Genomic DNA, 21,852 nt, shown 5'->3' with positions numbered 1-21,852 from the left:
GGCCGCACCGCACGACGCTCTGGCGCCTCACGATACGGCCGCGCCCTCGGCGCCCGCTATGCCCTGTCGGTCAGCGGCCGAACAGCGACGCGAAGAAGCCGCGCTTCGGCTCGTCCTGGTGGCCTCCGCACCACTGCGAGGCGGGCACGCCGCGGCGCACCTCGGCGACGTGCTGGCCACAGCCTGCCCAGGTGGTCTTGCCGCAGGTTCGGCAGCGGACGGAACGGCACATGATGTCTCCTCGAGGCGATCGGCAATACCCCTGGGGGTATGTGGTCGCGACCCACGATACCCACCGGGGTATCGTCTCCGCAACTCGGCGACGCATCCGAGTCCTACGCTGGGCGCATGACCACAGCACTCCTGATCGTCGACGTGCAGAACGACTTCACCGAGGGCGGCGCGCTCGGTACGACGGGCGGGGCGGCGGTCGCCGCCGCGATCACCGAGCACCTGCGCACCCACGAGTACGCGCTCGTGGCCGCGAGCCGCGACTGGCACGACCCCGACAGCGACAACGGCGGGCACTTCGCGGCAGGGGAGCCCGACTTCGTCGACTCCTGGCCGGTGCACTGCGTCGCCGGCACCGAGGGTGCCGAGTACCACCCCGCGCTCGACGCGCTCGCGATCGACGTGCACATCAAGAAGGGGCAGGGCGAGCCCGCGTACTCCGCGTTCGAGGGCACGACCGACGACGGCGAGACGCTCGGCGAGGTGCTGGAGGAGCAGGGCGTCGATCGGCTCGACGTCGTCGGCATCGCGACCGACTACTGCGTGAAGGCCTCGGCGCTCGACGCGGCGCTCGCCGGGTTCTCCGTGCGGGTCATCGACGGCCTGACCTCCGCGGTGTCGCCCGTGACGCGCGCGGCGGCGCTCGACGAGCTGCGGGACGCGGGCGTGGAGGTCGTCGGCCTGCCGTGATGGAGATGTAGCCGAACTACATGTAGCCTGTCTGCATTGCGCGTCCGAGATGCGCTGTTTACATAGCCGAACTAACAGATAGGCTGGCTAAGTGGCTACCTCCTACCGCACCTCGTCCACCCGCCGCGTGCCCACCTGGCTGCGGGTGCTCATCCCCGCCGTCCTGATCCTCGGCTGGCTCGCCGCGCTCGGGCTCGGCGGCCCGACCTTCGGCCGGCTCTCGTCGGTCGTGTCGAACGACCAGACGAGCTTCCTGCCGGCCAGCGCCGACTCGACCGAGGTGCAGTCGCTGCTGCCGGAGTTCCTCGGCGCCGACGAGGTGCCCGCGATCGTGGTGCTCGCGACCGAGGGCGAGCTCGACGCGGGCGACCTCGAGCAGGTCGAGCAGCTGCAGCAGGAGATCGCCGAGCTCGAGGGCGTCGTCGAGGTGTCGCCGGTCATCCCGAGCGCCGACGGCCAGGCCGCGCAGGTCGTGGCGCTGCTCGACGGCTCGGGCTCGACCGAGGAGCTCACCGAGACGGTCGAGGCCGTGCGCCTGGCGCTCGAGGAGGCCGAGCTGCCCGCCGGCGCCACTGCCGCGGTGACCGGCCCCGCGGGCTTCAGCGCCGACATCTCGGCCGCGTTCGCCGGCATCGACGGCATCCTGCTGCTCGTCGCGCTCGGCGCCGTCCTCGTCATCCTCGTCGTGGTCTACCGGTCGCCGCTGCTGCCGATCCTGGTGCTGCTGACCTCGGTCGCCGCGCTGTGCCTGGCCATCCTCGTGGTGTTCCTGCTGGCGCAGGCCGGCGTCCTGACGCTCAGCGGCCAGACCCAGGGCATCCTCTTCATCCTCGTCGTCGGCGCGGCGACCGACTACGGCCTCCTCTACACCGCGCGCTACCGCGAGGCGCTCGGGCAGGAGCGCTCGCGCTGGCGCGCGACGCTGCAGGCGCTCCGCGGCTCGTTCGAGCCCATCATCGCCTCGGGCGGCACGGTGATCGCGGGCCTGCTGTGCCTGCTGCTGAGCGACCTCGTCTCCAACCAGCAGCTCGGCCCGGTCGCCGCCATCGGCATCGCGGCGGCGATCCTCGCCGGCCTCACGCTGCTGCCCGCCCTGCTGCTGGCGTTCGGGCGGGTCGCCTTCTGGCCGTTCGCGCCGACGCCCGAGCGGCCGCGCACGAAGCCCGAGGGCAAGGGCCTGTGGAACGCGGTCGCGCAGCTCGTCGACCGTCGCGCCCGCGCCGTGTGGATCGCCTCGGCGCTCGTGCTCGGCGTCGGCGCGGTGGGGCTCGTGCAGCTGCAGGCGAACGGCGTGCCCTCGAGCGAGTTCGTGGTGGGGGAGTCGCAGGCGCGCGACGGGCAGGAGCTGCTCTCGGCGCACTACCCGGGCGGCTCGGGCTCGCCCACGCAGATCCTCGCCCCGGAGGGGGAGCTGGATGCGGTGGCCGAGGCCGCGGCGGAGGTCGACGGCGTCGACGGCGTCGCGGTCGCGAGCGAGGACTCGCCCGCCGGCTCGATCCCGCTGCCCGTGGACCCGGCCTCGCCGTTCGCCGCAGCCACCCCGACCGTCGTCGAGGGGCAGGTGCTCATCCAGGCGACCCTCGTCGACGCGCCCGACTCGGACGCCGCGCAGGAGACCGTGCGGGAGCTGCGCGAGCGCGTGGCCGCCGTGACGCCCGACGCGATCGTCGGCGGGCCGACCGCGACCGCGATCGACACGAACGACGCATCCCAGCGCGACCGCGCGCTCATCATCCCGGTCGTGCTCGCGGTGATCCTGCTGATCCTGATGGCGCTGCTGCGATCGATCGTGTCGGCGGTGCTGCTCATCGCCACCACGGTGCTGTCGTACGGGACGGCGCTCGGCGTCGGCGCCGTCATCCTCACCGCGCTCGGAGTGCCCGCGATGGACCCCTCGGTGCCGCTGTTCGCCTTCGTGTTCCTCGTCGCGCTGGGCGTCGACTACAACATCTTCCTCATGACCCGCGTGCGCGAGGAGGTCGGCAGGCTCGGGCACCGGGGGGGCGTGCTGCGCGGTCTGCGCGTCACCGGCGGCGTCATCACCTCCGCCGGCGTGGTGCTCGCGGCCACCTTCGCGGCGCTCGGCGTGATCCCGGTGCTCTTCCTGCTGCAGCTCGCCATCATCGTCGCGCTCGGCGTGCTGATCGACACGACCATCGTGCGCTCGCTGCTGGTGCCGGCGCTCGCGCTCGAGATCGGCCCGAGGACGTGGTGGCCGTCGAGGCTGGGGCGGGAGGGCGCCGAGTCGTAGGCTTGGAGGAGCTCGTCGCCGCTCGCGCGACCGGGCGACGATCGTATACGATCAACCGCAATCATCCCGCGAAGGAGTCCTCATGAGCGCGACCACCGAGAGCCAGGTCCTCGAGGCCGTCCACGGCCGGCTGTTCATCGGCGGCGAGTGGATCGACGGCGAGCAGGGCACGATCGAGGTGCGCGACCCGGCGACCGGCGAGGTCATCAAGCAGATCGCGAACGGCTCGGTCGAGGACGGCGTGCGAGCGCTCGATGCGGCGGTCGCGGCGCAGGAGGAGTGGGCGCGCACGCCCGCTCGCGTGCGCGGCGAGATCCTGCGGAAGGCGTTCGACCTGCTGCAGGAGCGCAAGGAGGAGTTCGCGCTGCTCATGACGCTCGAGATGGGCAAGCCGCTGGCCGAGGCCCGCGGCGAGGTCGCCTACGGCGGCGAGTTCCTGCGCTGGTTCTCGGAGGAGGCGGTGCGCATCGACGGCCGCTACATGATGACGCCCGAGGGCACGGGCCAGATGATCGTGACCCACCGGCCGGTCGGCCCGTGCTTCCTGATCACGCCCTGGAACTTCCCGCTCGCGATGGCGACCCGCAAGATCGCTCCCGCGCTCGCCGCGGGCTGCACCGCGGTCGTGAAGCCGGCGACGCTGACGCCGCTGACGACGCTGGCGCTCGTGGGGCTGCTCGAGGAGGCCGGCCTGCCGAAGGGCGTCGTGAACGTCATCACGACGAAGTCGACCGGCGCGCTCTCGGAGCGGCTGCTGGCCGACCCGCGGCTGCGGAAGGTGTCGTTCACGGGCTCGACGCCCGTGGGCGTGCAGCTGCTGAAGCAGGCGGCCGACAACGTCTTGAAGGCATCCATGGAGCTCGGCGGCAACGCGCCGTTCGTGGTGTTCGACGACGCCGACCTCGACAAGGCGGTCGAGGGCGCGCTGCTGGCGAAGTTCCGCAACATCGGGCAGGCCTGCACGGCCGCGAACCGCTTCATCGTGCACGAGTCGATCGCCGACGAGTTCGCACGTCGCGTCGGCGACGCGGTGAAGGCGATGAAGATCGGCCGCGGCACCGAGGAGGGCGTGCAGATCGGCCCGCTCGTCGAGGACAAGGCGGTCGACAACGCCGTGCGGCTCGTCGAGTCGGCGGTGGCCGACGGCGCGACGCTCGTCACCGGCGGCAAGGCGATCGACGGGCCCGGCTCGTTCTTCGAGCCGACCGTGCTCGACGGCGTGGATGCGTCGATGGCGGTGTCGATCGAGGAGATCTTCGGGCCGGTGGTGGCGATCCAGCGCTTCGCGACAGAGGACGACGCGGTGCGGCTCGCGAACGCCACCGAGTACGGCCTCGTGGGCTACGTCTTCACCGAGGACACCAAGCGCGGCCAGCGCATGATCGACCGCATCGACACGGGCATGATGGGCCTGAACGTCGGCGTCGTCTCCAACGCGGCGGGCCCGTTCGGCGGCGTGAAGCAGTCGGGCCTCGGCCGCGAGGGCGGTGCCGAGGGCATCCACGAGTACCTCGAGACGAAGTACACGCTCATGCCCAACCCGTTCGCCTGATCGGTCCGGCCGCGCCGCCTCACACCTGCGAGGCGAGCTGCGCGAGCACCTCGCCTGCGGGGCCCTCGGTCGCGCTGCGCCAGCCGGTGCCGGCCCAGAGGTGCAGCCGGTCGGCATCGCCCGCTCGGCCCGCCGCCTGGCGGAGCTCGCGGGTGAGGTGGTGCACGGCGGGGTAGGCGGTCGGCGCCGCGGCGTCGTGCCGGTCGATGAAGCCGTTGCGCAGCGCGCGCGCCGGTCGACCGGTGAACGCCCGGGTCAGCACCGTCTCGGTGCAGCGCGGATCCCGCAGCGCGGCGCGGTGCGTCGGCGAGGTGCCGGCCTCGTCGGTGCGCAGCAGGAGCGTCCCCACGGCGACCGCCTCCGCGCCGGCGTCGAGCAGCGCGCGCACCGCGGCCGGCCCGTCGATGCCGCCCGCGGCGATCACCGGCAGGTCGACCGAGCGCAGCACCCCGCGCACGACCGATGCCGTCGAGGCCGGCTCGATCGCGCGGAGCGGGTCGTGGGTCGCGGAGTGCCCGCCGGCGTCGGGGCCCTGCACCACGAGTCCGTCGACGCCTGTTCCGGCGGCACGGACTGCCTCCTCCGGCGTCGTGACGCTGGCGAGCACGCGCGTACCGCGCTGCTGCAGGGCCGCGATCTCGGACCGCGGCGGCAGGCCGAACGTGAGCGAGACGACCGGCACGGGGTGCGCGAGCAGGTGGTCGAGCTTGGCCTCCCAGGCGTCGTCGTCCTCGACGGGCTCGGGGTCGAGTCGCAGGCCGTAGGCGTCCGCCTCCGGCTGCAGGCGCTCGGCGTACGCCGCGAACGCCGCGCGGTCCAGCGCGGCGCTCGCGGGCACGAAGAGGTTGACCCCGAACGGCGCGTCGAGCGCGCGGAGCTGCTCGATCTCGCCAGCCATCGCCTCCGGCGCCTTGTAGCCGGCGGCGAGGAACGGGAAGGCGCCGGCCGCCGCCGCGGCGGTGGCGAGCGCCACCGAGGTCGGGCCGCCCGCCATGGGTGCGGCGGCCAGCGGCAGGTCGGTCGAGAGCAGGGAGCTCCTGGCGGTCATGGTGCCTCCGTCACGCTGCCGGGGCGAGCAGCTGGTGGGCCGCGAGCTCGCGGTAGAGCGGCGAGGTCTCGAGCAGCTCGGCGTGCGTGCCCGTCGCGAGCACGCGGCCGGCCTCGAGGACGACGATCTGGTCGGCGTCGACGACGGTCGCGAGCCGATGTGCGATCACGAGCGTGGTGCGGCCCTCGCTCGCGACGTCGAGCGCGAGCTTGAGCGAGGCCTCGTTGCGCGCGTCGAGGTTGGCGGTCGACTCGTCGAGCAGCAGGATCGGCGTCGCGGCGAGCAGCGCCCGCGCGATCGCGAGCCGCTGCCGCTCGCCGCCCGAGAGCAGCACGCCGCCCTCGCCGACCTCGGCGCCCAGCCCGTCCTCGGCGCGGCGCACGAGCTCGCCCAGGTTCACCGACTCGAGCGCGGCGAGCAGCTGCTCGTCCGTCGCGTCGGGCGCGCCGAGCAGCAGGTTGTCGCGCAGCGACCCGGCGAGCACGGGCGCGTCCTGCTCGACGTAGCCGATGCGGGAGCGCAGGGATGCGCGGTCCACGTCGCGGACGTCCTCGCCGCCGACGAGCACGCGGCCGGCGTCCGCGTCGTAGAAGCGCTCGACGAGCGCGAACGCCGTCGACTTGCCCGCGCCCGACGGGCCGACGATCGCCGTGCGGGTGCCCGCCGGCACGGCGAACGACACCCCCTCGAGCACCGGCCGGTCGGGAGAGGACGGGTACGCGAAGGCGACGTCCTCGAAGGCGACCATCGGCGCACCCGGCCGCGGCTCGAGCGCGACGCGGGCATCCGCATCCGTCTCCGAGGGGAGGCGCACGATCTCCTGGATGCGCCCCAGCGCGCCGAGCGCGACGCTCACCGCCGAGATCGCCCCGGCGAGCTGGCCGAGCGGCATGATCATGAGGAACAGGAACAGCAGGAAGCCGACCAGCTGCGCGATGCCGATCTCGCCGGTGGCGACCCGCAGGCCGCCGACGCCGAGCACCACGAGGAACGCGAGCTGCATCGCGACGCCGAAGATCGGCACGACGAGCGCCGAGATGCGCGCGACGCCGACACCGGCCGCGAACGCGTCGCCGGCGCGGTCGCCGATCGCCCGTGCCTCGCGCTCGGTCGCGCCCGCGGCGCGCACCGTGCGCACGGCCGAGATGGCGCGCTCGAGCGCGCTCGTGAGGTGCCCGACCTGCTCCTGGGCGCGGCCGGAGGCGCGCGTGAGCAGCGGCATCACCGCGAGCATCGCGGCGATCGCGACGCCCAGCACGAGCACGGTCAGGCCCAGCAGCAGCGGATCGATGACGAGCATCGCGATCACCGCGCCCACGAGCGTCAGCAGGCCGCCGATCGACTCGACGAGCCCCTGGGTGAGCACGGCGCGCAGCAGCGTCGTGTCGCTGCCGACCCGGCTGACCAGGTCGCCGACGCGACGGGCGTCGAACTCCGCGACCGGCAGCCGCAGGAGCGAGCCGACGAGCGTGCGGCGCGTGCGCAGCACGACGTGCTCGCCGAGCACCTGCAGCAGGAAGTGCTGGAAGCCGTCGAGCACCGCGCCCACCACGACGATCACGAGCAGCAGGAGCGGCAGCCACGCGAGCGGCTCCGACCGCTCGACGCGGGCGATGAGCTCCTGCGCGAGCGCGGGCTGGGCGAGCGAGAAGCCGGCGCCCAGCACCGACAGCACGATCGCGCCGGCGAGCAGCCCCTTCTTGGGGAAGAGGTAGGGCAGCAGCTCGCGGAGGCTCGCCCGCGGCCCGTCGTCGCCGCGCCGCCGGCCGAAGATCCCTCGTCGCTCGCTCATCGCATCCATTCTCCCGCTTCCCGGGGGCGCCGATGTCGGCGGCAGGGCCTAGCATCGGGAACCGTGCCAGCACCGGTGATCGAGGCCAAGGGCCTGACGAAGCAGTACGGCGACTTCACGGCGGTCGACGGGATCGACTTCACGATCGAGCCGGGGGAGGCGTTCGGGTTCCTCGGCCCCAACGGCGCGGGCAAGTCGACCACGATGCGCATGATCGCGGCGACGTCGACGCGCACGTCGGGCGAGCTCCGCGTGCTCGGCTTCGACCCCGAGAGCCACGGGCCCGAGATCCGCGCCCAGCTCGGCATCGTGCCGCAGGCCGACCAGCTCGACGAGGAGCTGCGGGTCATCGACAACCTCATCGTCTACGGCCGCTACTTCGGCCTGCCGCTGCCGTACGTGAAGCGCCGGGCCGAGGAGCTGCTCGAGTTCGCGCAGCTCACCGAGAAGCGCAAGGCCCGCGTCGACGGGCTCTCGGGCGGCATGAAGCGCCGGCTCACGATCGCGCGCGGACTCATCAACAGCCCCAAGGCGATGCTGCTCGACGAGCCGACCACGGGCCTCGACCCGCAGGCGCGGCACGTGCTGTGGGACCGCCTCTTCCGGCTGAAGGAGGAGGGCACGACGCTCGTGCTCACCACGCACTACATGGATGAGGCCGAGCAGCTCTGCGACCGGCTCGTGGTGGTCGACAAGGGCACCATCGTCGCCGAGGGCAGCCCCGCCGCGCTCATCCGGCAGTACTCCACCCGCGAGGTGCTCGAGGTGCGCTTCGGCTCGAGCCGCAACGCCGAGGCCGCGACCGTCATCGAGGGCATCGGCTCGCGCATCGAGGTGCTGCCCGACCGCGTGCTCGTCTACGACGACGACGGCGAGGCGGCGATGTCGGCGGTGCACGAGCGCGGCCTGCAGCCGATCACGAGCCTCGTGCGGCGCTCGAGCCTGGAGGACGTCTTCCTGCGGCTGACGGGAAGGTCGCTGATCGAATGAGCGGCACGGTGCAGCGCCGCGGGCTCGTCGACGTGGGCGGCGTCGACCACGCCGCCGTCGCGCGCTCGTCGCGGTCGTGGGGCTGGTGGTTCGTCGCCGAGCACCGCATCCGGTCGATGCGCTCGTACGTCGCGTCGTGGGTCGCGATCGGCGTCGGCTCGCCGTTCCTGTTCCTGCTGGGGCTCGGCGTGGGCCTCGGGCTGCTCGTCGACGCCAACCAGGGCGCCGCGGGCGTCGACGGCGTGCCGTACCTGACCTTCCTCGCGCCCGCGCTCGCGATGGCGACGGTGATGCAGACCGCGTCGCAGGAGAACACCTACGGCGTCTTCGGCGGCTTCAAGTGGTTCCCGATGTTCTTCGCCATGAACGGCACCCCCATCGGGCCCGCGCACATCGTGATCGGCTTCCAGGTGTCGGTGCTCGTGCGGGTGCTGCTGCCGCTCGTCGCCTTCGTGCTCGTGATGGTGCTCTTCGGCATCGGCTCGGCCGCCGGGGCCGTCCTGCTCGTGCCCATCGGGCTGCTGCTCGGCGCCGCGGTCGGCTTCGCGGTGATGTCGTGGGTCGCGACGCAGACCGAGGACCGCGGCCAGCTCTCCTTCATCGAGCGCTTCGTGGTCGTGCCGCTGACGCTCTTCTCGGGCACCTACTTCCCGCTCGAGACGCTGCCCTGGTTCCTGCACTGGATCGGCTGGATCTCGCCCCTCTGGCACGCGGCCGAGCTCGGCCGAGCGGCGCTCTACGGCGCCGCGCTCGCCCCGGGCATGGCGCTCGTGCACGTCGGTTACCTCGTGCTGCTGGCCGCCGCCACCTGCCTGCTCTCGATCCGCACCTTCCGACGGAGGCTCGACCGATGAACGAGCAGCTGCTCGAGGCGCCCGCGCCGACCGTCCGCGGACCGCTCCGCGGCATCTACGCCGGCAACACGCGCTCGGTCGTGGCCCGCGGCCTGCAGGTGATCGCCCGCAACAACTGGTTGATCGTCGTCACCGGCTTCTTCGAGCCGGTCTTCTACCTGCTCTCGATGGGCATCGGCCTCGGCGCCCTCATCGGCACCGTCGAGTTCTACGGCGCCGAGGTGCCGTACGCGGCCTACATCGCGCCGGCGCTCATGGCGGTGAGCGCGATGAACGGCGCCGTGTACGACTCGACGATGAACGTCTTCTTCAAGATGAACTACGCGAAGCTCTACCAGCAGATGCTGTCGACCTCGCTCGGCCCGCTCGACGTCGCGCTCGGCGAGATCCTGCTGGCGCTGTTCCGCGGCCTGCTGTACGCGTCGGGCTTCATGCTCGTGACGACCCTCATGGGGCTCAACCTCTCGTGGACGGCGATCCTGGCGATCCCCGCGGCGCTCGTCGTCGCGTTCGGCTTCGCCTCGTTCGGCATGGCCATCACGAGCTACATGAAGACCTTCCAGCACCTCGACTACGTCTACTTCGTCATGATGCCGATGTTCCTGCTGTCGGCGACGTTCTTCCCCATCGAGGTGTACCCGCAGGGCCTGCAGTGGGTGATCCAGGCGATGCCGCTGTGGCACGGCGTCGACATGATCCGGCAGCTGACGACCGGGCTCATCCAGCCGTCGATCCTGCTGCACCTGCTGTACTTCGCGGTGATGATCGTCGTGGGCCTGTGGTTCACGACCTCGCGCCTGCGGGCCCTCTTCCTGCGCTGACGCCCAGGCGGCGTGCCTAGGGTGGGCGCATGGCACGCGTGCTCGTCTTCGCCCCCGCTCCGACGCTCACGATCACGGTCGAGGAGCATGAGGGCGCACCCGACGTGCACCTGCACGTCGGCGGGCAGGGCGTGTGGCAGGCGCGGATGCTCGCGGCGCTCGGCGCCGACGTGACGGTCGTGTGCACGGTGGCGGGGGAGACGGGCGCGGTGGCGCGGCAGCTGCTCGACCGCGAGGGCTTCGAGGTCGTCGCGATCGACGGCGACGGGAACGGCCCGGCCTACGTGCACGACCGGCGCAGCGGCGACCGGCAGGAGGTCGTCGAGGCGCACGGCGAGCCGCTGACCCGGCACGACCTCGACGCGCTCTACTCGGCGACGCTGCGCGCGGCGATGGACGCCGAGCTCGTCATCCTCTCGGGGCCCGACGGCGACGAGATGCTCGAGGCGGATGTCTACCGCAGGCTCGCGAGCGACATGCGCGAGCTCGGGCGCACCGTGCTCGTCGACCTCGCCGGCGAGCGCCTCGCTGCCGCGCTCGAGGGCGGCGTCGACGTGCTGAAGGTCAGCCACGAGGAGTTGGTCGACGACGGCCGGGTCGACGACGGCGACGACGAGGGTCAGCTCGTCGCGGCCGCGCAGCAGCTCGCCGACGACGGCATCGCGCTCGTCGCGGTCACCCGCGCGGACGCCGGCTCGGTCGTCGTCGGCGAGGAGGGCGCGTGGCGCGTGGTCGCGCCGCAGCTCGAGCCGGTGGACACGCGAGGTGCCGGCGACTCGTACACGGCGGGCCTCGCCGCGGCGCTCGCAGCCGGCGGCAGCCACGCCGACGCCGTGCGCCTCGGGGCCGCGGCCGGCGCCGTCAACGCCACCCGGCGCGGGCTCGGCACGGGCGACGCCGACGCCATCCGCGCCATCGCCGAGCGGGTGGAGCTCGAGCCGATCGGGAAGGAGCGCTGATGCGCGCACTCATCACGAACGACGACGGCATCGACTCGCCGGGGCTCGCCGCCCTCGCGCGCGCCGCCGCCGACGCTGGCATGGAGGTCGTGGTCGCGGCCCCCGCCCACGAGCACTCCGGCGCCAGCGCATCCATCATCGCCACGCAGGGCACGGCGGTGACCGCGGCGGGCGGCAAGGGCACGGTGCGCTCCGAGCGCCGCACGGTGCCGGGCGTCGACGGCGAGGCCTACGCGGTGCACGCGGCGCCCGCGCTCATCGTGCTGCTCGCGCTGCACGGATCGTTCGGCGGCGTGCCCGACGTCGTGCTGAGCGGCATCAACCGCGGCGCGAACGTGGGCGGCGCGATCATGCACTCCGGCACTGTCGGCGCCGCGCTCACGGCGGCGCAGGGCGGCGTGCGCGCGCTCGCCGTCTCGCTCGACGTGGGGCTGCGCGACGGCGGCGACGAGCACTGGGAGACCGCGGCGGCGATCGCCGGCCGCGCGCTCGCGACGCTCGTCGGCGCGCCGGCAGGCACCATCCTCAACGTCAACGTGCCCGATGTGCCCGACCCCGCGACGCTCGAGCTCGTCGAGGCGCCGCTCGCGCCGTTCGGCATCGTCCAGACCACGATGACTGAGCTCGACGGCGACGAGGTGCGGCTGTCGATCCGCGAGCACCGCGCCGCCGACGCGCCCGGCAGCGACATGGAGCGGCTCGCCGCCGGCAACGCGACCGTGACGGTCGTGCGCACGATCGCCGACCGCGGCGCCTGACGCGCGACGACGAGCGGCCCGCCACCCCGAGGGGCGGCGGGCCGCGGTCGAGCCGGGCGCGTCAGCGCTCCATGTCGACGTCCTTCGTCTCCTTCGACAGCAGCAGCGCGATGAGCGTCAGCACCGCGGCGCCCGCGAGGTAGACGCCGACCCAGAAGATGCTGCCGCCGCCCGCCGTCCACAGCGCCACCGCGATGAACGGCGCGACCGCGGCGCCCAGGATCGACGAGACGTTGTACGAGACGCCCGAGCCCGTGTACCGCACGTTGGTCGGGAACAGCTCGGGCAGCAGCGCCCCCATCGGCCCGAACGTGAAGCCCATGAGCGACATGCCGATGATGAGCCACGCCATCACGCCGACGAAGCCGAGGCTCGTGAGCGGCACCCACAGGAGGCCGAAGGCGATGATGCCGAGCGTCACGACGATGAGCGTCGCGCGGCGGCCGAAGCGGTCGGCGAGCGGGCCCGAGACGAGCGTGAAGATGCCGAAGAACACCACGCCGACGATGAGCATGATGACGAACGCGTTGTACGAGTAGCCGAGCCCGGGGATCGCGGCGTCGGTGGGGGTGCGGCCGTACGTGAGCGAGAACGTCGTCATCAGGTAGAAGAGCACGTACGTCGCGAGCATGAAGAAGGTGCCGAGCAGCAGCTCGCGCCAGTGGTGGCGCACGACGGTGCCGAGCGGCAGCCGCTGGATCGTGCCCGACTGCTTCGCCTTCTCGAACGACGTCGACTCGACGAGCCGCAGCCGCACCCACAGGCCGACGACGACCATCACGGCCGAGAAGAGGAACGGGATGCGCCAGCCCCAGTCGAGGAACGCCTGCGAGGGCCGCGAGGGGTCGTCGCTCGGCAGCAGCGCGGCGATGATGAGGAAGAGGCCGTTGGCGATGATGAAGCCGATCGGCGCGCCGAGCTGCGGGAAGGTGCCGTACCAGGCGCGCTTGCCGGCGGGGGCGTTCTCGGTCGCGACGAGCGCCGCGCCCGACCACTCGCCGCCGAGCGCGAAGCCCTGCGCGAGGCGCATGAGCACGAGCAGCGCGGCGGCGAACCAGCCGACCTGCGCGTAGGTGGGCAGCACGCCGATGAGGAACGTGGCGATGCCCATCGTCAGCAGCGCGCCGACGAGCGTCGCCTTGCGGCCGAACTTGTCGCCGAGGTGCCCGAAGACGACCGAGCCGATGGGGCGCGCGACCATCGCGGCGCCGAACGCGGCGAACGAGGCGAGGAGGGCCGTCGTGTCGTCGCCGGTGGGGAAGAAGAGGTGCGGGAACACCAGCACGGCGGCGGTCGCGTAGACGTAGAAGTCGTAGAACTCGATCGTCGTGCCGATGAGGCTGGCGAAGATGACGCGGCCGCGGGAGTTGGCCGGCTGCGACGACGCGGCGGTCGTCTGGGTAGCGGAGATGGACATGCTGCTTCCTGGATGCGGTGGCGCGCGCTGGATGCGGGGTGGTGCGGCGCGCGCGAACGGTGCGGTCCGCTCGTGACGGGCCGGCCATCTGGGGGACGGCTGCGGCCCCGGGACGACGACATCCCAGTGTACCGAGCCGGGTAACCGGCCACGGCCTCGACGACCCTTGCCCGCCCGCCGCCGCGGCGCATCCGCCCGTCGTGGGAGGGCGGATGCGCCGGGCTCAGCCCTGCAGGGAGCGGAGCGCGAGCGCGGCCTCGACGACCGCCTCGGCGGCCTCGCGGCCCTTGTCCTCCTTCGAGCCGGGGAGGCCCGCCCGGTCGATGCCCTGCTGCTCGTCGTCGAGGGTCAGCACGCCGAAGCCGACCGGCTTGCCGGTGCGGATGGCGACGTCGGTGAGGCCGACCGTCGCCGCCTGCGCGACGTAGTCGAAGTGCGGCGTGCCGCCGCGGATGATGACGGCGAGCGCCACCGCGCCGTCGCACCCGGCCTCGAGCGCCGCCTGCGCGACGACCGGCAGCTCGAACGAGCCCGGCACGGGCAGCTCGACCGCGTCGGCGCCCATCTCGGCGAGCGCCCGCCGGGCGCCCTCGAGCAGCCCGGTCGCGATCTGCTCGTGCCACCGTCCGTGCACGATCGCGATGCGCATCCCGCTCGCGTCCAGCCCGCCCGTCCGCGGTGCTCCTGCTCCGGCCATCAGTCTTCTCCCTGCTCGTCGTTCGCTGCGATCACGGCCGGCAGCTGGTGACCCATGCGGTCGCGCTTGGCCGAGAGGTACTGCTCGTTGTGCTCGCCGACGCCCACGAGGAGCGGCACGAGCTCGGAGACCTCGATGCCGTGGCGCTCGAGCGCCTCCTGCTTCAGCGGGTTGTTGGAGAGCAGCCGGATGGACTGCACGCCCTGCTGCCGGATGATGCCGGCGGCGGCGCCGTACTCGCGCGCGTCGGCGGGGAGGCCGAGCGCGAGGTTGGCGTCGAGCGTGTCGAGCCCGTCCTCCTGGAGGCGGTACGCCTTCAGCTTGTTGATGAGGCCGATGCCGCGCCCCTCGTGGCCGCGGAGGTAGACCACCATGCCGTTGCCGGCCTCCTGGATGGCCTGGATCGCCGCGTCGAGCTGCGGGCCGCACTCGCACTTGAGCGAGTGCAGCGCCTCGCCGGTGAGGCACTCGGAGTGCACGCGCACGAGCGCGCCGTCGGCGAGCTCGTCGCCGGCGATGATCGCCACGTGGTCGGCGCCGGTCTGGCGGTCGCGGTAGGCGGCGACGCGGAACGTGCCGAAGCGCGTCGGCACCTTGGTCTCGACCTCGAAGGAGACGCGCGCCGACTCGTCGTTCGCGCCCTTGCACGCCGTCGGCAGCCCGCCCGCGTCGAGGTAGTCGATGAGGTCCTCGATGGTGATGACCGGCAGGTCGTGCTCCTCGCCGAAGGCGATGAGCGAGGGCAGCCGGCGCATCTCGCCGCCGTCCTCGACGAGCTCGCCGATCACGGCGACCGGCTCGAGGCCCGCGAGCTTCATGAGCTCGACGCCCGCCTCGGTGTGGCCCTTGCGCTCGCGCACGCCGCCCTCGACCGCGCGCAGCGGCACGATGTGGCCGGGGCGGCGCAGGTCCTGCGGGGTGGTCGCGGGGTCGGCGAGCACGCGCAGGGTGTGGGCGCGGTCGTCGGCCGAGATGCCGGTGGAGTCGCGGTCGGCGGCGTCGACGGTGATCGTGTACGCCGTCTGCCGCGCATCCTCGTTCTCGAGCACCATGAGCGGCAGCCCGAGCTCGTCGGCGCGCTCGCCGGTGAGCGGCGCGCACAGGTAGCCCGAGGTGTGGCGCACCATGAAGGCGATCCACTCGGTCGTCGCGAGCTGCGCCGACATGATCAGGTCGCCCTCGTTCTCGCGCCCCTCGTCGTCGACGACGATGACGAGCTTGCGCTCGCGCAGCGCCTTGAGCGCGGCGTCGATGGTGGTGATGCTCATGATGCCTCCCGCTGCAGCTGCAGCATGCGCTCGACGTGGCGAGCGACGATGTCGGTCTCGATGTTGACCCGGTCGCCGGCGGCGCGGAAGCCGAGCGTCGTCGACTCGAGCGTCTCGGGGATGAGCGACACCTCGAACCACTGCTCGGCCTCGCCCGGCTCGCTCACGGCCGACACGGTCAGGCTGATGCCGTCGACGGCCACCGAGCCCTTCCGCACGACGAGGTGCGCGAGCGCCGGGTCGAGCGCGAAGCGCACGGTGCGCTGCCCCTCGGCGTCGACGACCGAGAGCACCCGCGCGGTGCCGTCGATGTGGCCCTGCACGATGTGGCCGCCCAGGCGGTCGCCGACGGCGGCGGCGCGCTCGAGGTTCACGCGGTCGCCCGGCCGGCGGTCGGCGAGCGTCGACATGTCGACCGAGATCTGCATGACGTCGGCCGTGAACGCATCCGCCGTCCGCTCGACCACGGTCAGGCAGAGGCCGTTGACGGCGATGGAGTCGCCGTGGGACGCGTCGCTGACGGCCAGGGGGCCGCGCACGGTGAGGCGCCAGGCCTCGCCCTGCCCGGTGCTGTGGGGCTCGAACGAGACGACCTCGCCGAGCTCCTCGATGATGCCGGTGAACATCACTGCTCGCTCTCTGTCGTGGCCTCGACCAGGAGGTCGCGGCCGAGCTGCTCGAGCCGCGTCACCGTGAGGCGGCGCTGCTCGTCGATCGTCCCGACGCCGAGGTCGTCGAGGGCCGTGCGCGGGCCCCCGAGGAGGGTCGGCGCGAGGTAGACGGTGAGGCGGTCGGCGAGGCCCGCGCGGATGAACGCGCTCGCGAGCGTCGGCCCGCCCTCCACGTAGAGGGTCTGGATGCCTGCGGCGGCGAGGGCGAAGAGCTCGCGCTCGAGCTCGTGGCCGGCCGTGCGGAAGCCCCGGGGGTGCCGGTGCAGGGCGGCGGAGCCGGGCACGCCGCGCTCGCCGAAGACGACCGGGATCGGCTGCGGCGCATCCGGCTCGCCCTCGATGCGAGCGGTCAGCTGCGGGTCGTCGGCGAGCACGGTGCCTGTGCCGACGGCGATCGCGTCGTGGGCGCTGCGCTCGCGGTGCACGTGCGCGCGGGCCTCGGGCCCCGTGATCCACCGGCTGCTGCCGTCGGCGGCGGCGGCGCGGCCGTCGAGCGACTGCGCCCACTTCACCGTCACGCGCGGCCGGCCGGTGCGCTGCACGAAGAGCCAGTCGGCGATGAGCGCCGCGCCCTCGGCCTCGTCGGCGCGCACGACCTCGACACCTGCCGCTGCGAGGCGCTGCGCGCCGCCGCTCGACGCGTCGCCGGGGTCGGCCGCGGCGTAGACGACGCGCGCGACGCCCGCGTCGAGCAGCGCGACGGCGCACGGGCCGGTGCGCCCGGTGTGGTTGCAGGGCTCGAGGGTGACGACGGCGGTCGCGCCGCGGGCCTCAGCGGGCGTGAGCCGCGAGAGCGCGTCGACCTCGGCGTGCGGCGTGCCGGCGCCGCGGTGCCAGCCCTCGGCGAGCACCCGGCCGTCGGGGGAGAGCACGACGGCCCCGACCTGCGGGTTGACGCCGCGGGGGCCGCGCAGCGCGAGCTCGCGGGCGCGCGCCATGGCGCCCTGCTCAGCGCCGCTGATCCCTGCCATGCCGTCCTCTCCAGAACGCGCGCGGGGATCCGAGGGGTCGCGTCGCGACCCCACGTGCGCCTCCCCTCCGGACTCTCACCGTCGGTGCTGGAGTTCCACCAGCTCAGCCGAGCAGCACCTCCTGCTGGAGGGCGCCGCTCGGGTCGCGGACTATCACCGCCGGTTCAGACTTGCACTGACCCCGGGCACGTTGCACTGCCAGCCTACAACTCGACTCCGGCCGTGCCCATTCCCGTGCCCGCGCATCCCTGCCCGGCGGCGCCGCGGCGGCGGCCCCGCCGCCCGCCGCCGCACAACGCAAGCCCGCGGCGCCCGACCAGCGGGCGGCGCGGGGCCGGCGCCGCAGCCGTCGCAGATCTCGGCTGGGCGGCTTGCGTTGTGCGCGGCCGCTTCTGCACAGGTCGGTGCAGCTGATGCGCGCAGCGGCGGGCGGACGATCCATCCTGCCGCGCATGTCGACGCTGAGGCCGCTCTCGCAGGGCGCCGTCCGGGTGGATGAGTACCGCGAGCTGCGCGAGGAGGGCAGCAGCCGCGCGGCGATCGAGGAGGGGCTGCGGCTGCGGCTGCTCGTGCGGGCCCGCCGCGACGTCTACGTCTGGCAGCCGGCGCCCGACGCGCTCGTCTCGGCGCTGCGGATCGGCGGACGGCTCGCGTGCGCGTCTGCCGCCGCGCACCTCGGGCTCTGGGTCCCGAGCGACGACCGGCTCCACGTGCACCTGTGGGACGGATCGACGCGGCTGCGCGATCCGCGCGACCGGCACCGGCGCCTCGAGCGGCGGGAGGGGCTCGTGCTGCACTGGGAGGACCTCGACCCGGACGACGGCGACCGGTGCGCCACCTCCGCGGCTGCCGCGGTCGCGTGCATCGCGCGCTGCTTCGGCGTGCACGAGGCGATCCGGGTCGCCGACTCGGCGCTCGACCGCGGCATGGCGAGCCCCGCCGACATCGAGCGGGCGCTCGAGGGTCTCGACTGCGACGGGATGCCTGCTGCCGCGGCCGTCGACGGGCAGTGCGGCTCGGGCTACGAGACCGATGCGAAGCTGCTGCTGCTCGCCGCGGGACTCCAGTACGAGCAGCAGGTGCGGATCCCGCGTGTCGGCAGGGTCGACTTCGTCGTGTGCGGCTGCGTCATCGTCGAGATCGACGGGCGCGAGCACCACGAGGGCACCTTCGAGGAGGATCGCCGGCGCGACGCCGAGGCGCTCCTGCAGGGCTACGTCACCGTGCGCCTCTCGGCGCGCTGGCTCGAGGACAACGCGCACCGCTTCATCGCAGTGGTGCGCGCGGCGCTCGAGCTCCACCCGCGCGGCTGAGTCCCAGCCTCTCCGGCGGGTGCCGCACCGGGTCCGCGTCGGCCCCCGCGCACAACGCAAGCCGCTTCGGAGCTTCTTGCGGCGCCGGAGGCGGGGACGGTCGATCTGCCGCTGATTGGGGCCGTTGGGCTTGCGTTGTGCAGGGGGGTCGGACGAACGATGGCTGCAAGCGCGCTGTCGGGTATTGTCGTACTGGGTATAGCAATCCCGGATGGGGGCACGGCGACGTGGAGATCGAGCGACGGATGGACGTGGTCGAGCTGGGCGCGGGCGCCGACTACCGCGAGACCTGGGCCCTGCAGCGCGCGCTCCACGCGCAGGTGGTCGACGGCGCGCGGCCCACACTGCTGCTGCTCGAGCACGCGAGCGTCTACACGGCGGGCACCTCGACGCAGCCCGGCGACCTCCCGACCGACGGCAGCGAGGCGATCGAGGTCGACCGCGGCGGCCGCATCACGTGGCACGGCCCGGGCCAGCTCGTGGCCTACCCGATCGTCGCGCTGCCCGACGCGGTGCAGGTCGTCGACTGGGTGCGCCGGCTCGAGGAGGCCATCATCCGCGCGCTCGCGGCGAGCGGGCTCGCGACCCGGCGCATCCGCGGCCGCGCGGGCGTCTGGGTGGCGGATGCGTCGGGCGAGCGCAAGGTCGCGCAGGTCGGCGTGCGGGTCGCCTCGCGCGCCTCGATGCACGGCATCGCGATCAACGTCGCCAACTCGCTCGCGCCCTTCACGACGATCGTCCCCTGCGGCATCGCCGACGCCGGGGTGACGACCGTCGAGCTCGAGACCGGCAGCACGCACGACCCGATGGCGATCGGGCGCCGCTTCGCGGCCGAGCTCGAGCCGCTGCTCGACTTCGCGCCGTTCACCTCGGTGGCGCTCGACGACCGCGCGGCGGTGCACGCGTGAGCGCGTGCAGCCAGCCGGCGCAGGCGCAGGCGCCGGCGCAGGCCGACGCCGCCCGCCCCGAGCCGCAGGGCCGGCGCATGCTGCGCATCGAGGCGCGGAATGCCGAGACGCCCATCGAGCGCAAGCCCGCCTGGATCAAGACGCGCGCCCGCATGGGCCCGCAGTTCCGCGAGCTGCAGGAGCTCGTGCAGGCGCAGGACCTCCACACCGTCTGCCAGTCGGCGGGCTGCCCCAACATCTACGAGTGCTGGGAGGACCGGGAGGCGACGTTCCTCATCGGCGGCGACCAGTGCACGCGCCGCTGCGACTTCTGCCAGATCGACACCGGCAAGCCGGCGCTGCTCGACCTCATGGAGCCGGTGCGGGTCGCCGAGTCGGTGCGCACGATGGGGCTGCGCTACGCGACCGTCACGGGCGTCTGCCGCGACGACCTCGAGGACGAGGGCATCTGGCTCTACGCCGAGACGGTGCGGCGCATCCACGAGGCCAACCCCGGCGTCGGCGTCGAGATGCTCGCGCCCGACTTCACCGGCCGCCGGCACCTCCTGCAGCAGCTGTTCGAGACGCGGCCCGAGGTCTTCGCCCACAACGTCGAGACCGTCCCGCGCATCTTCAAGCGCATCCGCCCCGGCTTCCGCTTCGAGCGCAGCCTCGACGTGCTGCGCTGGAGCCGCGAGGAGGAGCTCGTGACGAAGTCGAACCTCATCCTCGGCATGGGCGAGACCGACGACGAGGTCGTCGAGACGCTCGAGGCGCTGCACGAGGCGGGCACCGAGCTCATCACCATCACGCAGTACCTGCGGCCCTCGCCGCGCCACCACCCGGTCGACCGCTGGGTGGAGCCCGAGCGCTTCGCCGAGCTCGGCGAGATTGCGACCCGCATCGGCTTCTCGGGCGTCATGTCGGGGCCGCTCGTGCGCTCGTCGTACCGCGCGGGCACGCTCTACCGGCGGGCGCTCGAGGTGCGCGGCGGTGCGGCGCCGGCGCCGATCATCACCGGCATGGGTGCCGCGGCTCCGGCGGCGGCGGGCATCACGAACAACGCACGCTGAGCGGGCGTGCGGATGCGCCGGGCCGGTCAGCCGAGGTCGGGCCAGGGGAGGGCGTCGGCCGGCTCGCCGTGGGCCGGCCGCACTGCGTGGTGCTGCAGCTCGGGCACGCCGCGGTGCAGGCCCTCGCGCGTGCCGAGGTAGTGGAAGCCGGCCGCGCGGGCGACGCGCATCGACGCGACGTTGCCGTCGTAGCAGGCCCAGCGCACCTCGGGCCACGTCAGGCAGCCGTCTGCGTGGCCGACCGCGGTGCGCACGGCGTCGGCCATCAGGCCCCGGCCCTGCGCCGCGGGGTGCAGCCAGAAGCCCACCTCGCGGCTGCCTTCCCGCAGCCCGATGACGCCCGCGAGCGGCCCGCCGAGCGACTCGCGGATCGCCCACACGCGCTCGTCGTGCTCGCCGCGCCAGCCGGCGGGCGCGAACTCCCGCACGAACGACTCGGCGTCCGCGCGGCGGTACGGCACGGGCGTCTCGAGCCATCGCTCCGCCTCGGGCGTCGTGCACGCCTCGACGACCCGGTCGACGTCGGCCTCGCGGAGCGCCGTGAGCAGCACCTTCCCGCCGACGACGGGCAGCGACGGCCCCGCGAGCGACCCGCCGGTCATCGCAGCCCCATCGCCTCCAGCGCGCGGCCGAGCGTCGCATCCGCCACCGCCGCCGCGCGCTCGGCGTTCGCCGCCAGCAGGCGGTCGAGCTCTGCGGGGTCGGCGAGCAGCTCGAGCGTGCGCTCGCGCACCGGCGCCAGCTCGGCGACGACCGCGTCGGCGACGGCCGTCTTGAAGACGCCGTAGCCCTGCCCGGCGAACTCCGCCTCGAGGCCGGGCACCGGCGTGCCCGTCATCGCGGAGAGGATGTCGAGCAGGTTCGTGACGCCCGGCTTCTCGGCGCGGTCGGCGCGGATCGAGCCCTCGGTGTCGGTGACGGCCGAGCGGATCTTCTTCGCGGTGCGGGCGGGCTCGTCGAGCAGCCACACCACGCCCTTGTCGTTGTCGGCCGACTTCGACATCTTCGACGCCGGCGACTGCAGGTCGTAGATGCGGGCGCCGTTGGCGAGGATCACCGGCTTCGGCACCGTGAAGGTGCTCCCGAAGCGCTTGTTGAAGCGCTCGGCGAGGTCGCGCGTGAGCTCGACGTGCTGCTTCTGGTCGTCGCCGACCGGCACGACCTCGGTGTCGTAGAGCAGGATGTCGGCGGCCATCAGGATCGGGTAGGTGAACAGGCCCACGGAGGCCGTCTCCTGCCCGCCCTTGGCGGTCTTGTCCTTGAACTGCGTCATCCGGCTCGCCTCGCCGAAGCCGGTGATGGTCGAGAGCAGCCACTGCAGCTGCGCGTGCGCGGCGACGTGCGACTGCACGTACAGGCAGGAGCGGTCGGGGTCGATGCCGCCCGCGATGTACTGCGCGGCGAGGGTGCGCACCTGCTCGCGCAGCACCTTCGGGTCCTGCGCGACCGTGATCGCGTGCAGGTCGACGATCGAGAAGAAGGCGTCGTACTCGTCCTGCATGCCGCGCCACTGCTGCAGCGCGCCGATGTAGTTGCCGAGGTGGAGCGAGCCCGAGGAGGGCTGCATCCCCGAGTAGAGGCGGGGCTTGGGCATGGCGGTTCCAGTCTG

The 21,852-nt window shown here is 73.4% G+C and carries 21 protein-coding genes and 1 riboswitch; of the genes, 11 read left to right on the top strand and 10 right to left on the bottom strand.

Going from position 1 to position 21,852, the window contains the following annotated elements; all coding sequences use genetic code 11:
- Nucleotides 1-70: 70 nt before the first annotated feature.
- A complete protein-coding gene (locus tag MU522_RS02155) occupies nucleotides 71-232 on the bottom strand; it encodes a hypothetical protein (protein WP_164877051.1) in 162 nt (53 codons plus the stop codon).
- Between the two features lie 116 nt (nucleotides 233-348).
- Here MU522_RS02155 and MU522_RS02150 point away from each other — a divergent pair, with 116 nt between their 5' ends.
- The 3 genes from MU522_RS02150 (at nucleotide 349) to MU522_RS02140 (ending at nucleotide 4,724) form a co-directional block, all read left to right on the top strand.
- Nucleotides 349-921, top strand: a complete 573-nt coding sequence (locus MU522_RS02150) for an isochorismatase family protein (protein WP_128188821.1) — start codon at nucleotides 349-351, stop codon at nucleotides 919-921.
- 91 nt (nucleotides 922-1,012) lie between these two features.
- Nucleotides 1,013-3,172, top strand: coding sequence for an MMPL family transporter (locus MU522_RS02145; RefSeq protein ID WP_246992152.1), 2,160 nt, complete (start codon nucleotides 1,013-1,015; stop codon nucleotides 3,170-3,172).
- Nucleotides 3,173-3,254: 82 nt separating this feature from the next.
- Nucleotides 3,255-4,724, top strand: a complete 1,470-nt coding sequence (locus tag MU522_RS02140; protein ID WP_246992150.1) for an NAD-dependent succinate-semialdehyde dehydrogenase — start codon at nucleotides 3,255-3,257, stop codon at nucleotides 4,722-4,724.
- A 19-nt stretch (nucleotides 4,725-4,743) separates the two neighbouring features.
- Here MU522_RS02140 and MU522_RS02135 read toward each other — a convergent pair whose 3' ends face one another.
- Entirely contained in the window at nucleotides 4,744-5,772 is a 1,029-nt protein-coding gene (locus MU522_RS02135; RefSeq protein WP_246992148.1) for a nitronate monooxygenase, read from the bottom strand.
- A 10-nt stretch (nucleotides 5,773-5,782) separates the two neighbouring features.
- The gene (locus MU522_RS02130) at nucleotides 5,783-7,573 is read right to left on the bottom strand and encodes an ABC transporter ATP-binding protein (protein WP_246992146.1); all 1,791 of its coding nucleotides are present in this window, start codon (nucleotides 7,571-7,573) and stop codon (nucleotides 5,783-5,785) included.
- Between the two features lie 54 nt (nucleotides 7,574-7,627).
- Here MU522_RS02130 and MU522_RS02125 point away from each other — a divergent pair, with 54 nt between their 5' ends.
- The 5 genes from MU522_RS02125 to MU522_RS02105 are packed head-to-tail and all read left to right on the top strand — an operon-like array spanning nucleotide 7,628 to nucleotide 11,946.
- Nucleotides 7,628-8,554, top strand: a complete 927-nt coding sequence (locus MU522_RS02125; protein ID WP_246992144.1) for an ABC transporter ATP-binding protein — start codon at nucleotides 7,628-7,630, stop codon at nucleotides 8,552-8,554.
- A complete protein-coding gene (locus MU522_RS02120) occupies nucleotides 8,551-9,408 on the top strand; it encodes an ABC transporter permease (protein WP_246992142.1) in 858 nt (285 codons plus the stop codon). Before MU522_RS02125 ends, MU522_RS02120 begins: the two co-directional genes overlap by 4 nt.
- Nucleotides 9,405-10,229, top strand: coding sequence for an ABC transporter permease (locus MU522_RS02115; RefSeq protein ID WP_128188815.1), 825 nt, complete (start codon nucleotides 9,405-9,407; stop codon nucleotides 10,227-10,229). The genes MU522_RS02120 and MU522_RS02115 overlap by 4 nt, the downstream gene beginning before the upstream one ends.
- Nucleotides 10,230-10,258: 29 nt before the next feature.
- Nucleotides 10,259-11,188, top strand: coding sequence for a PfkB family carbohydrate kinase (locus MU522_RS02110; RefSeq protein WP_246992140.1), 930 nt, complete (start codon nucleotides 10,259-10,261; stop codon nucleotides 11,186-11,188).
- A complete protein-coding gene (locus tag MU522_RS02105; protein ID WP_246992138.1) occupies nucleotides 11,188-11,946 on the top strand; it encodes a 5'/3'-nucleotidase SurE in 759 nt (252 codons plus the stop codon). The genes MU522_RS02110 and MU522_RS02105 overlap by 1 nt, the downstream gene beginning before the upstream one ends.
- Nucleotides 11,947-12,007: 61 nt before the next feature.
- Here the strand turns inward: MU522_RS02105 and MU522_RS02100 are convergent, their stop codons facing one another.
- The 5 genes from MU522_RS02100 to ribD form a co-directional block, all read right to left on the bottom strand.
- Nucleotides 12,008-13,363 carry an MFS transporter gene (locus MU522_RS02100; protein WP_246992136.1) on the bottom strand — a complete coding sequence of 452 codons (1,356 nt, stop codon included), beginning with the start codon at nucleotides 13,361-13,363 and terminating at the stop codon, nucleotides 12,008-12,010.
- A 223-nt stretch (nucleotides 13,364-13,586) separates the two neighbouring features.
- Nucleotides 13,587-14,060 carry a 6,7-dimethyl-8-ribityllumazine synthase gene (ribH, locus tag MU522_RS02095; RefSeq protein ID WP_246992134.1) on the bottom strand — a complete coding sequence of 158 codons (474 nt, stop codon included), beginning with the start codon at nucleotides 14,058-14,060 and terminating at the stop codon, nucleotides 13,587-13,589.
- A complete protein-coding gene (gene ribB, locus MU522_RS02090; protein WP_246992132.1) occupies nucleotides 14,060-15,328 on the bottom strand; it encodes a 3,4-dihydroxy-2-butanone-4-phosphate synthase in 1,269 nt (422 codons plus the stop codon). The genes ribH and ribB overlap by 1 nt, the downstream gene beginning before the upstream one ends.
- Nucleotides 15,325-15,954 (bottom strand): riboflavin synthase, encoded by a 630-nt coding sequence (locus MU522_RS02085; protein WP_246992129.1) that lies wholly within the window; start codon nucleotides 15,952-15,954, stop codon nucleotides 15,325-15,327. Before MU522_RS02085 ends, ribB begins: the two co-directional genes overlap by 4 nt.
- The gene (ribD, locus tag MU522_RS02080) at nucleotides 15,954-16,970 is read right to left on the bottom strand and encodes a bifunctional diaminohydroxyphosphoribosylaminopyrimidine deaminase/5-amino-6-(5-phosphoribosylamino)uracil reductase RibD (protein WP_128188808.1); all 1,017 of its coding nucleotides are present in this window, start codon (nucleotides 16,968-16,970) and stop codon (nucleotides 15,954-15,956) included. Before ribD ends, MU522_RS02085 begins: the two co-directional genes overlap by 1 nt.
- 50 nt (nucleotides 16,971-17,020) lie before the next feature.
- Nucleotides 17,021-17,163, bottom strand: a riboswitch (FMN riboswitch).
- A gap of 259 nt (nucleotides 17,164-17,422) precedes the next feature.
- Here ribD and MU522_RS02075 point away from each other — a divergent pair.
- The 3 genes from MU522_RS02075 (at nucleotide 17,423) to lipA (ending at nucleotide 20,243) form a co-directional block, all read left to right on the top strand.
- Entirely contained in the window at nucleotides 17,423-18,283 is an 861-nt protein-coding gene (locus tag MU522_RS02075; RefSeq protein WP_246992127.1) for a DUF559 domain-containing protein, read from the top strand.
- A gap of 227 nt (nucleotides 18,284-18,510) precedes the next feature.
- On the top strand, nucleotides 18,511-19,191 hold the full coding sequence (lipB, locus tag MU522_RS02070) for a lipoyl(octanoyl) transferase LipB (RefSeq protein ID WP_225792853.1): 681 nt from the start codon (nucleotides 18,511-18,513) through the stop codon (nucleotides 19,189-19,191).
- A gap of 77 nt (nucleotides 19,192-19,268) precedes the next feature.
- The gene (lipA, locus tag MU522_RS02065) at nucleotides 19,269-20,243 is read left to right on the top strand and encodes a lipoyl synthase (RefSeq protein ID WP_146357954.1); all 975 of its coding nucleotides are present in this window, start codon (nucleotides 19,269-19,271) and stop codon (nucleotides 20,241-20,243) included.
- Between the two features lie 26 nt (nucleotides 20,244-20,269).
- Here lipA and MU522_RS02060 read toward each other — a convergent pair whose 3' ends face one another.
- Both MU522_RS02060 and trpS read right to left on the bottom strand, forming a co-directional pair.
- Nucleotides 20,270-20,845, bottom strand: a complete 576-nt coding sequence (locus MU522_RS02060) for a GNAT family N-acetyltransferase (protein ID WP_146357878.1) — start codon at nucleotides 20,843-20,845, stop codon at nucleotides 20,270-20,272.
- Nucleotides 20,842-21,837 (bottom strand): tryptophan--tRNA ligase, encoded by a 996-nt coding sequence (gene trpS, locus MU522_RS02055; RefSeq protein ID WP_146357877.1) that lies wholly within the window; start codon nucleotides 21,835-21,837, stop codon nucleotides 20,842-20,844. Before trpS ends, MU522_RS02060 begins: the two co-directional genes overlap by 4 nt.
- Nucleotides 21,838-21,852 lie beyond the last annotated feature (15 nt).

This window comes from Agrococcus sp. SCSIO52902 (assembly GCF_022983135.1).
Taxonomy (GTDB): Bacteria; Actinomycetota; Actinomycetes; order Actinomycetales; family Microbacteriaceae; genus Agrococcus; species Agrococcus sediminis.
This window is presented reverse-complemented; position numbering and strand designations above follow the sequence as displayed.

Coding starts and splice junctions, on each gene's coding strand:
- MU522_RS02155 (WP_164877051.1), bottom strand. CDS start 232: ATGTGCCGTTCCGTCCGCTGCCGAACCTGCGGCAAGACCACCTGGGCA.
- MU522_RS02150 (WP_128188821.1), top strand. CDS start 349: ATGACCACAGCACTCCTGATCGTCGACGTGCAGAACGACTTCACCGAG.
- MU522_RS02140 (WP_246992150.1), top strand. CDS start 3,255: ATGAGCGCGACCACCGAGAGCCAGGTCCTCGAGGCCGTCCACGGCCGG.
- MU522_RS02135 (WP_246992148.1), bottom strand. CDS start 5,772: ATGACCGCCAGGAGCTCCCTGCTCTCGACCGACCTGCCGCTGGCCGCC.
- MU522_RS02130 (WP_246992146.1), bottom strand. CDS start 7,573: ATGGATGCGATGAGCGAGCGACGAGGGATCTTCGGCCGGCGGCGCGGC.
- MU522_RS02120 (WP_246992142.1), top strand. CDS start 8,551: ATGAGCGGCACGGTGCAGCGCCGCGGGCTCGTCGACGTGGGCGGCGTC.
- MU522_RS02115 (WP_128188815.1), top strand. CDS start 9,405: ATGAACGAGCAGCTGCTCGAGGCGCCCGCGCCGACCGTCCGCGGACCG.
- MU522_RS02110 (WP_246992140.1), top strand. CDS start 10,259: ATGGCACGCGTGCTCGTCTTCGCCCCCGCTCCGACGCTCACGATCACG.
- MU522_RS02105 (WP_246992138.1), top strand. CDS start 11,188: ATGCGCGCACTCATCACGAACGACGACGGCATCGACTCGCCGGGGCTC.
- MU522_RS02100 (WP_246992136.1), bottom strand. CDS start 13,363: ATGTCCATCTCCGCTACCCAGACGACCGCCGCGTCGTCGCAGCCGGCC.
- ribH (WP_246992134.1), bottom strand. CDS start 14,060: ATGGCCGGAGCAGGAGCACCGCGGACGGGCGGGCTGGACGCGAGCGGG.
- ribB (WP_246992132.1), bottom strand. CDS start 15,328: ATGAGCATCACCACCATCGACGCCGCGCTCAAGGCGCTGCGCGAGCGC.
- MU522_RS02085 (WP_246992129.1), bottom strand. CDS start 15,954: ATGTTCACCGGCATCATCGAGGAGCTCGGCGAGGTCGTCTCGTTCGAG.
- ribD (WP_128188808.1), bottom strand. CDS start 16,970: ATGGCAGGGATCAGCGGCGCTGAGCAGGGCGCCATGGCGCGCGCCCGC.
- MU522_RS02075 (WP_246992127.1), top strand. CDS start 17,423: ATGTCGACGCTGAGGCCGCTCTCGCAGGGCGCCGTCCGGGTGGATGAG.
- lipA (WP_146357954.1), top strand. CDS start 19,269: ATGCTGCGCATCGAGGCGCGGAATGCCGAGACGCCCATCGAGCGCAAG.
- MU522_RS02060 (WP_146357878.1), bottom strand. CDS start 20,845: ATGACCGGCGGGTCGCTCGCGGGGCCGTCGCTGCCCGTCGTCGGCGGG.
- trpS (WP_146357877.1), bottom strand. CDS start 21,837: ATGCCCAAGCCCCGCCTCTACTCGGGGATGCAGCCCTCCTCGGGCTCG.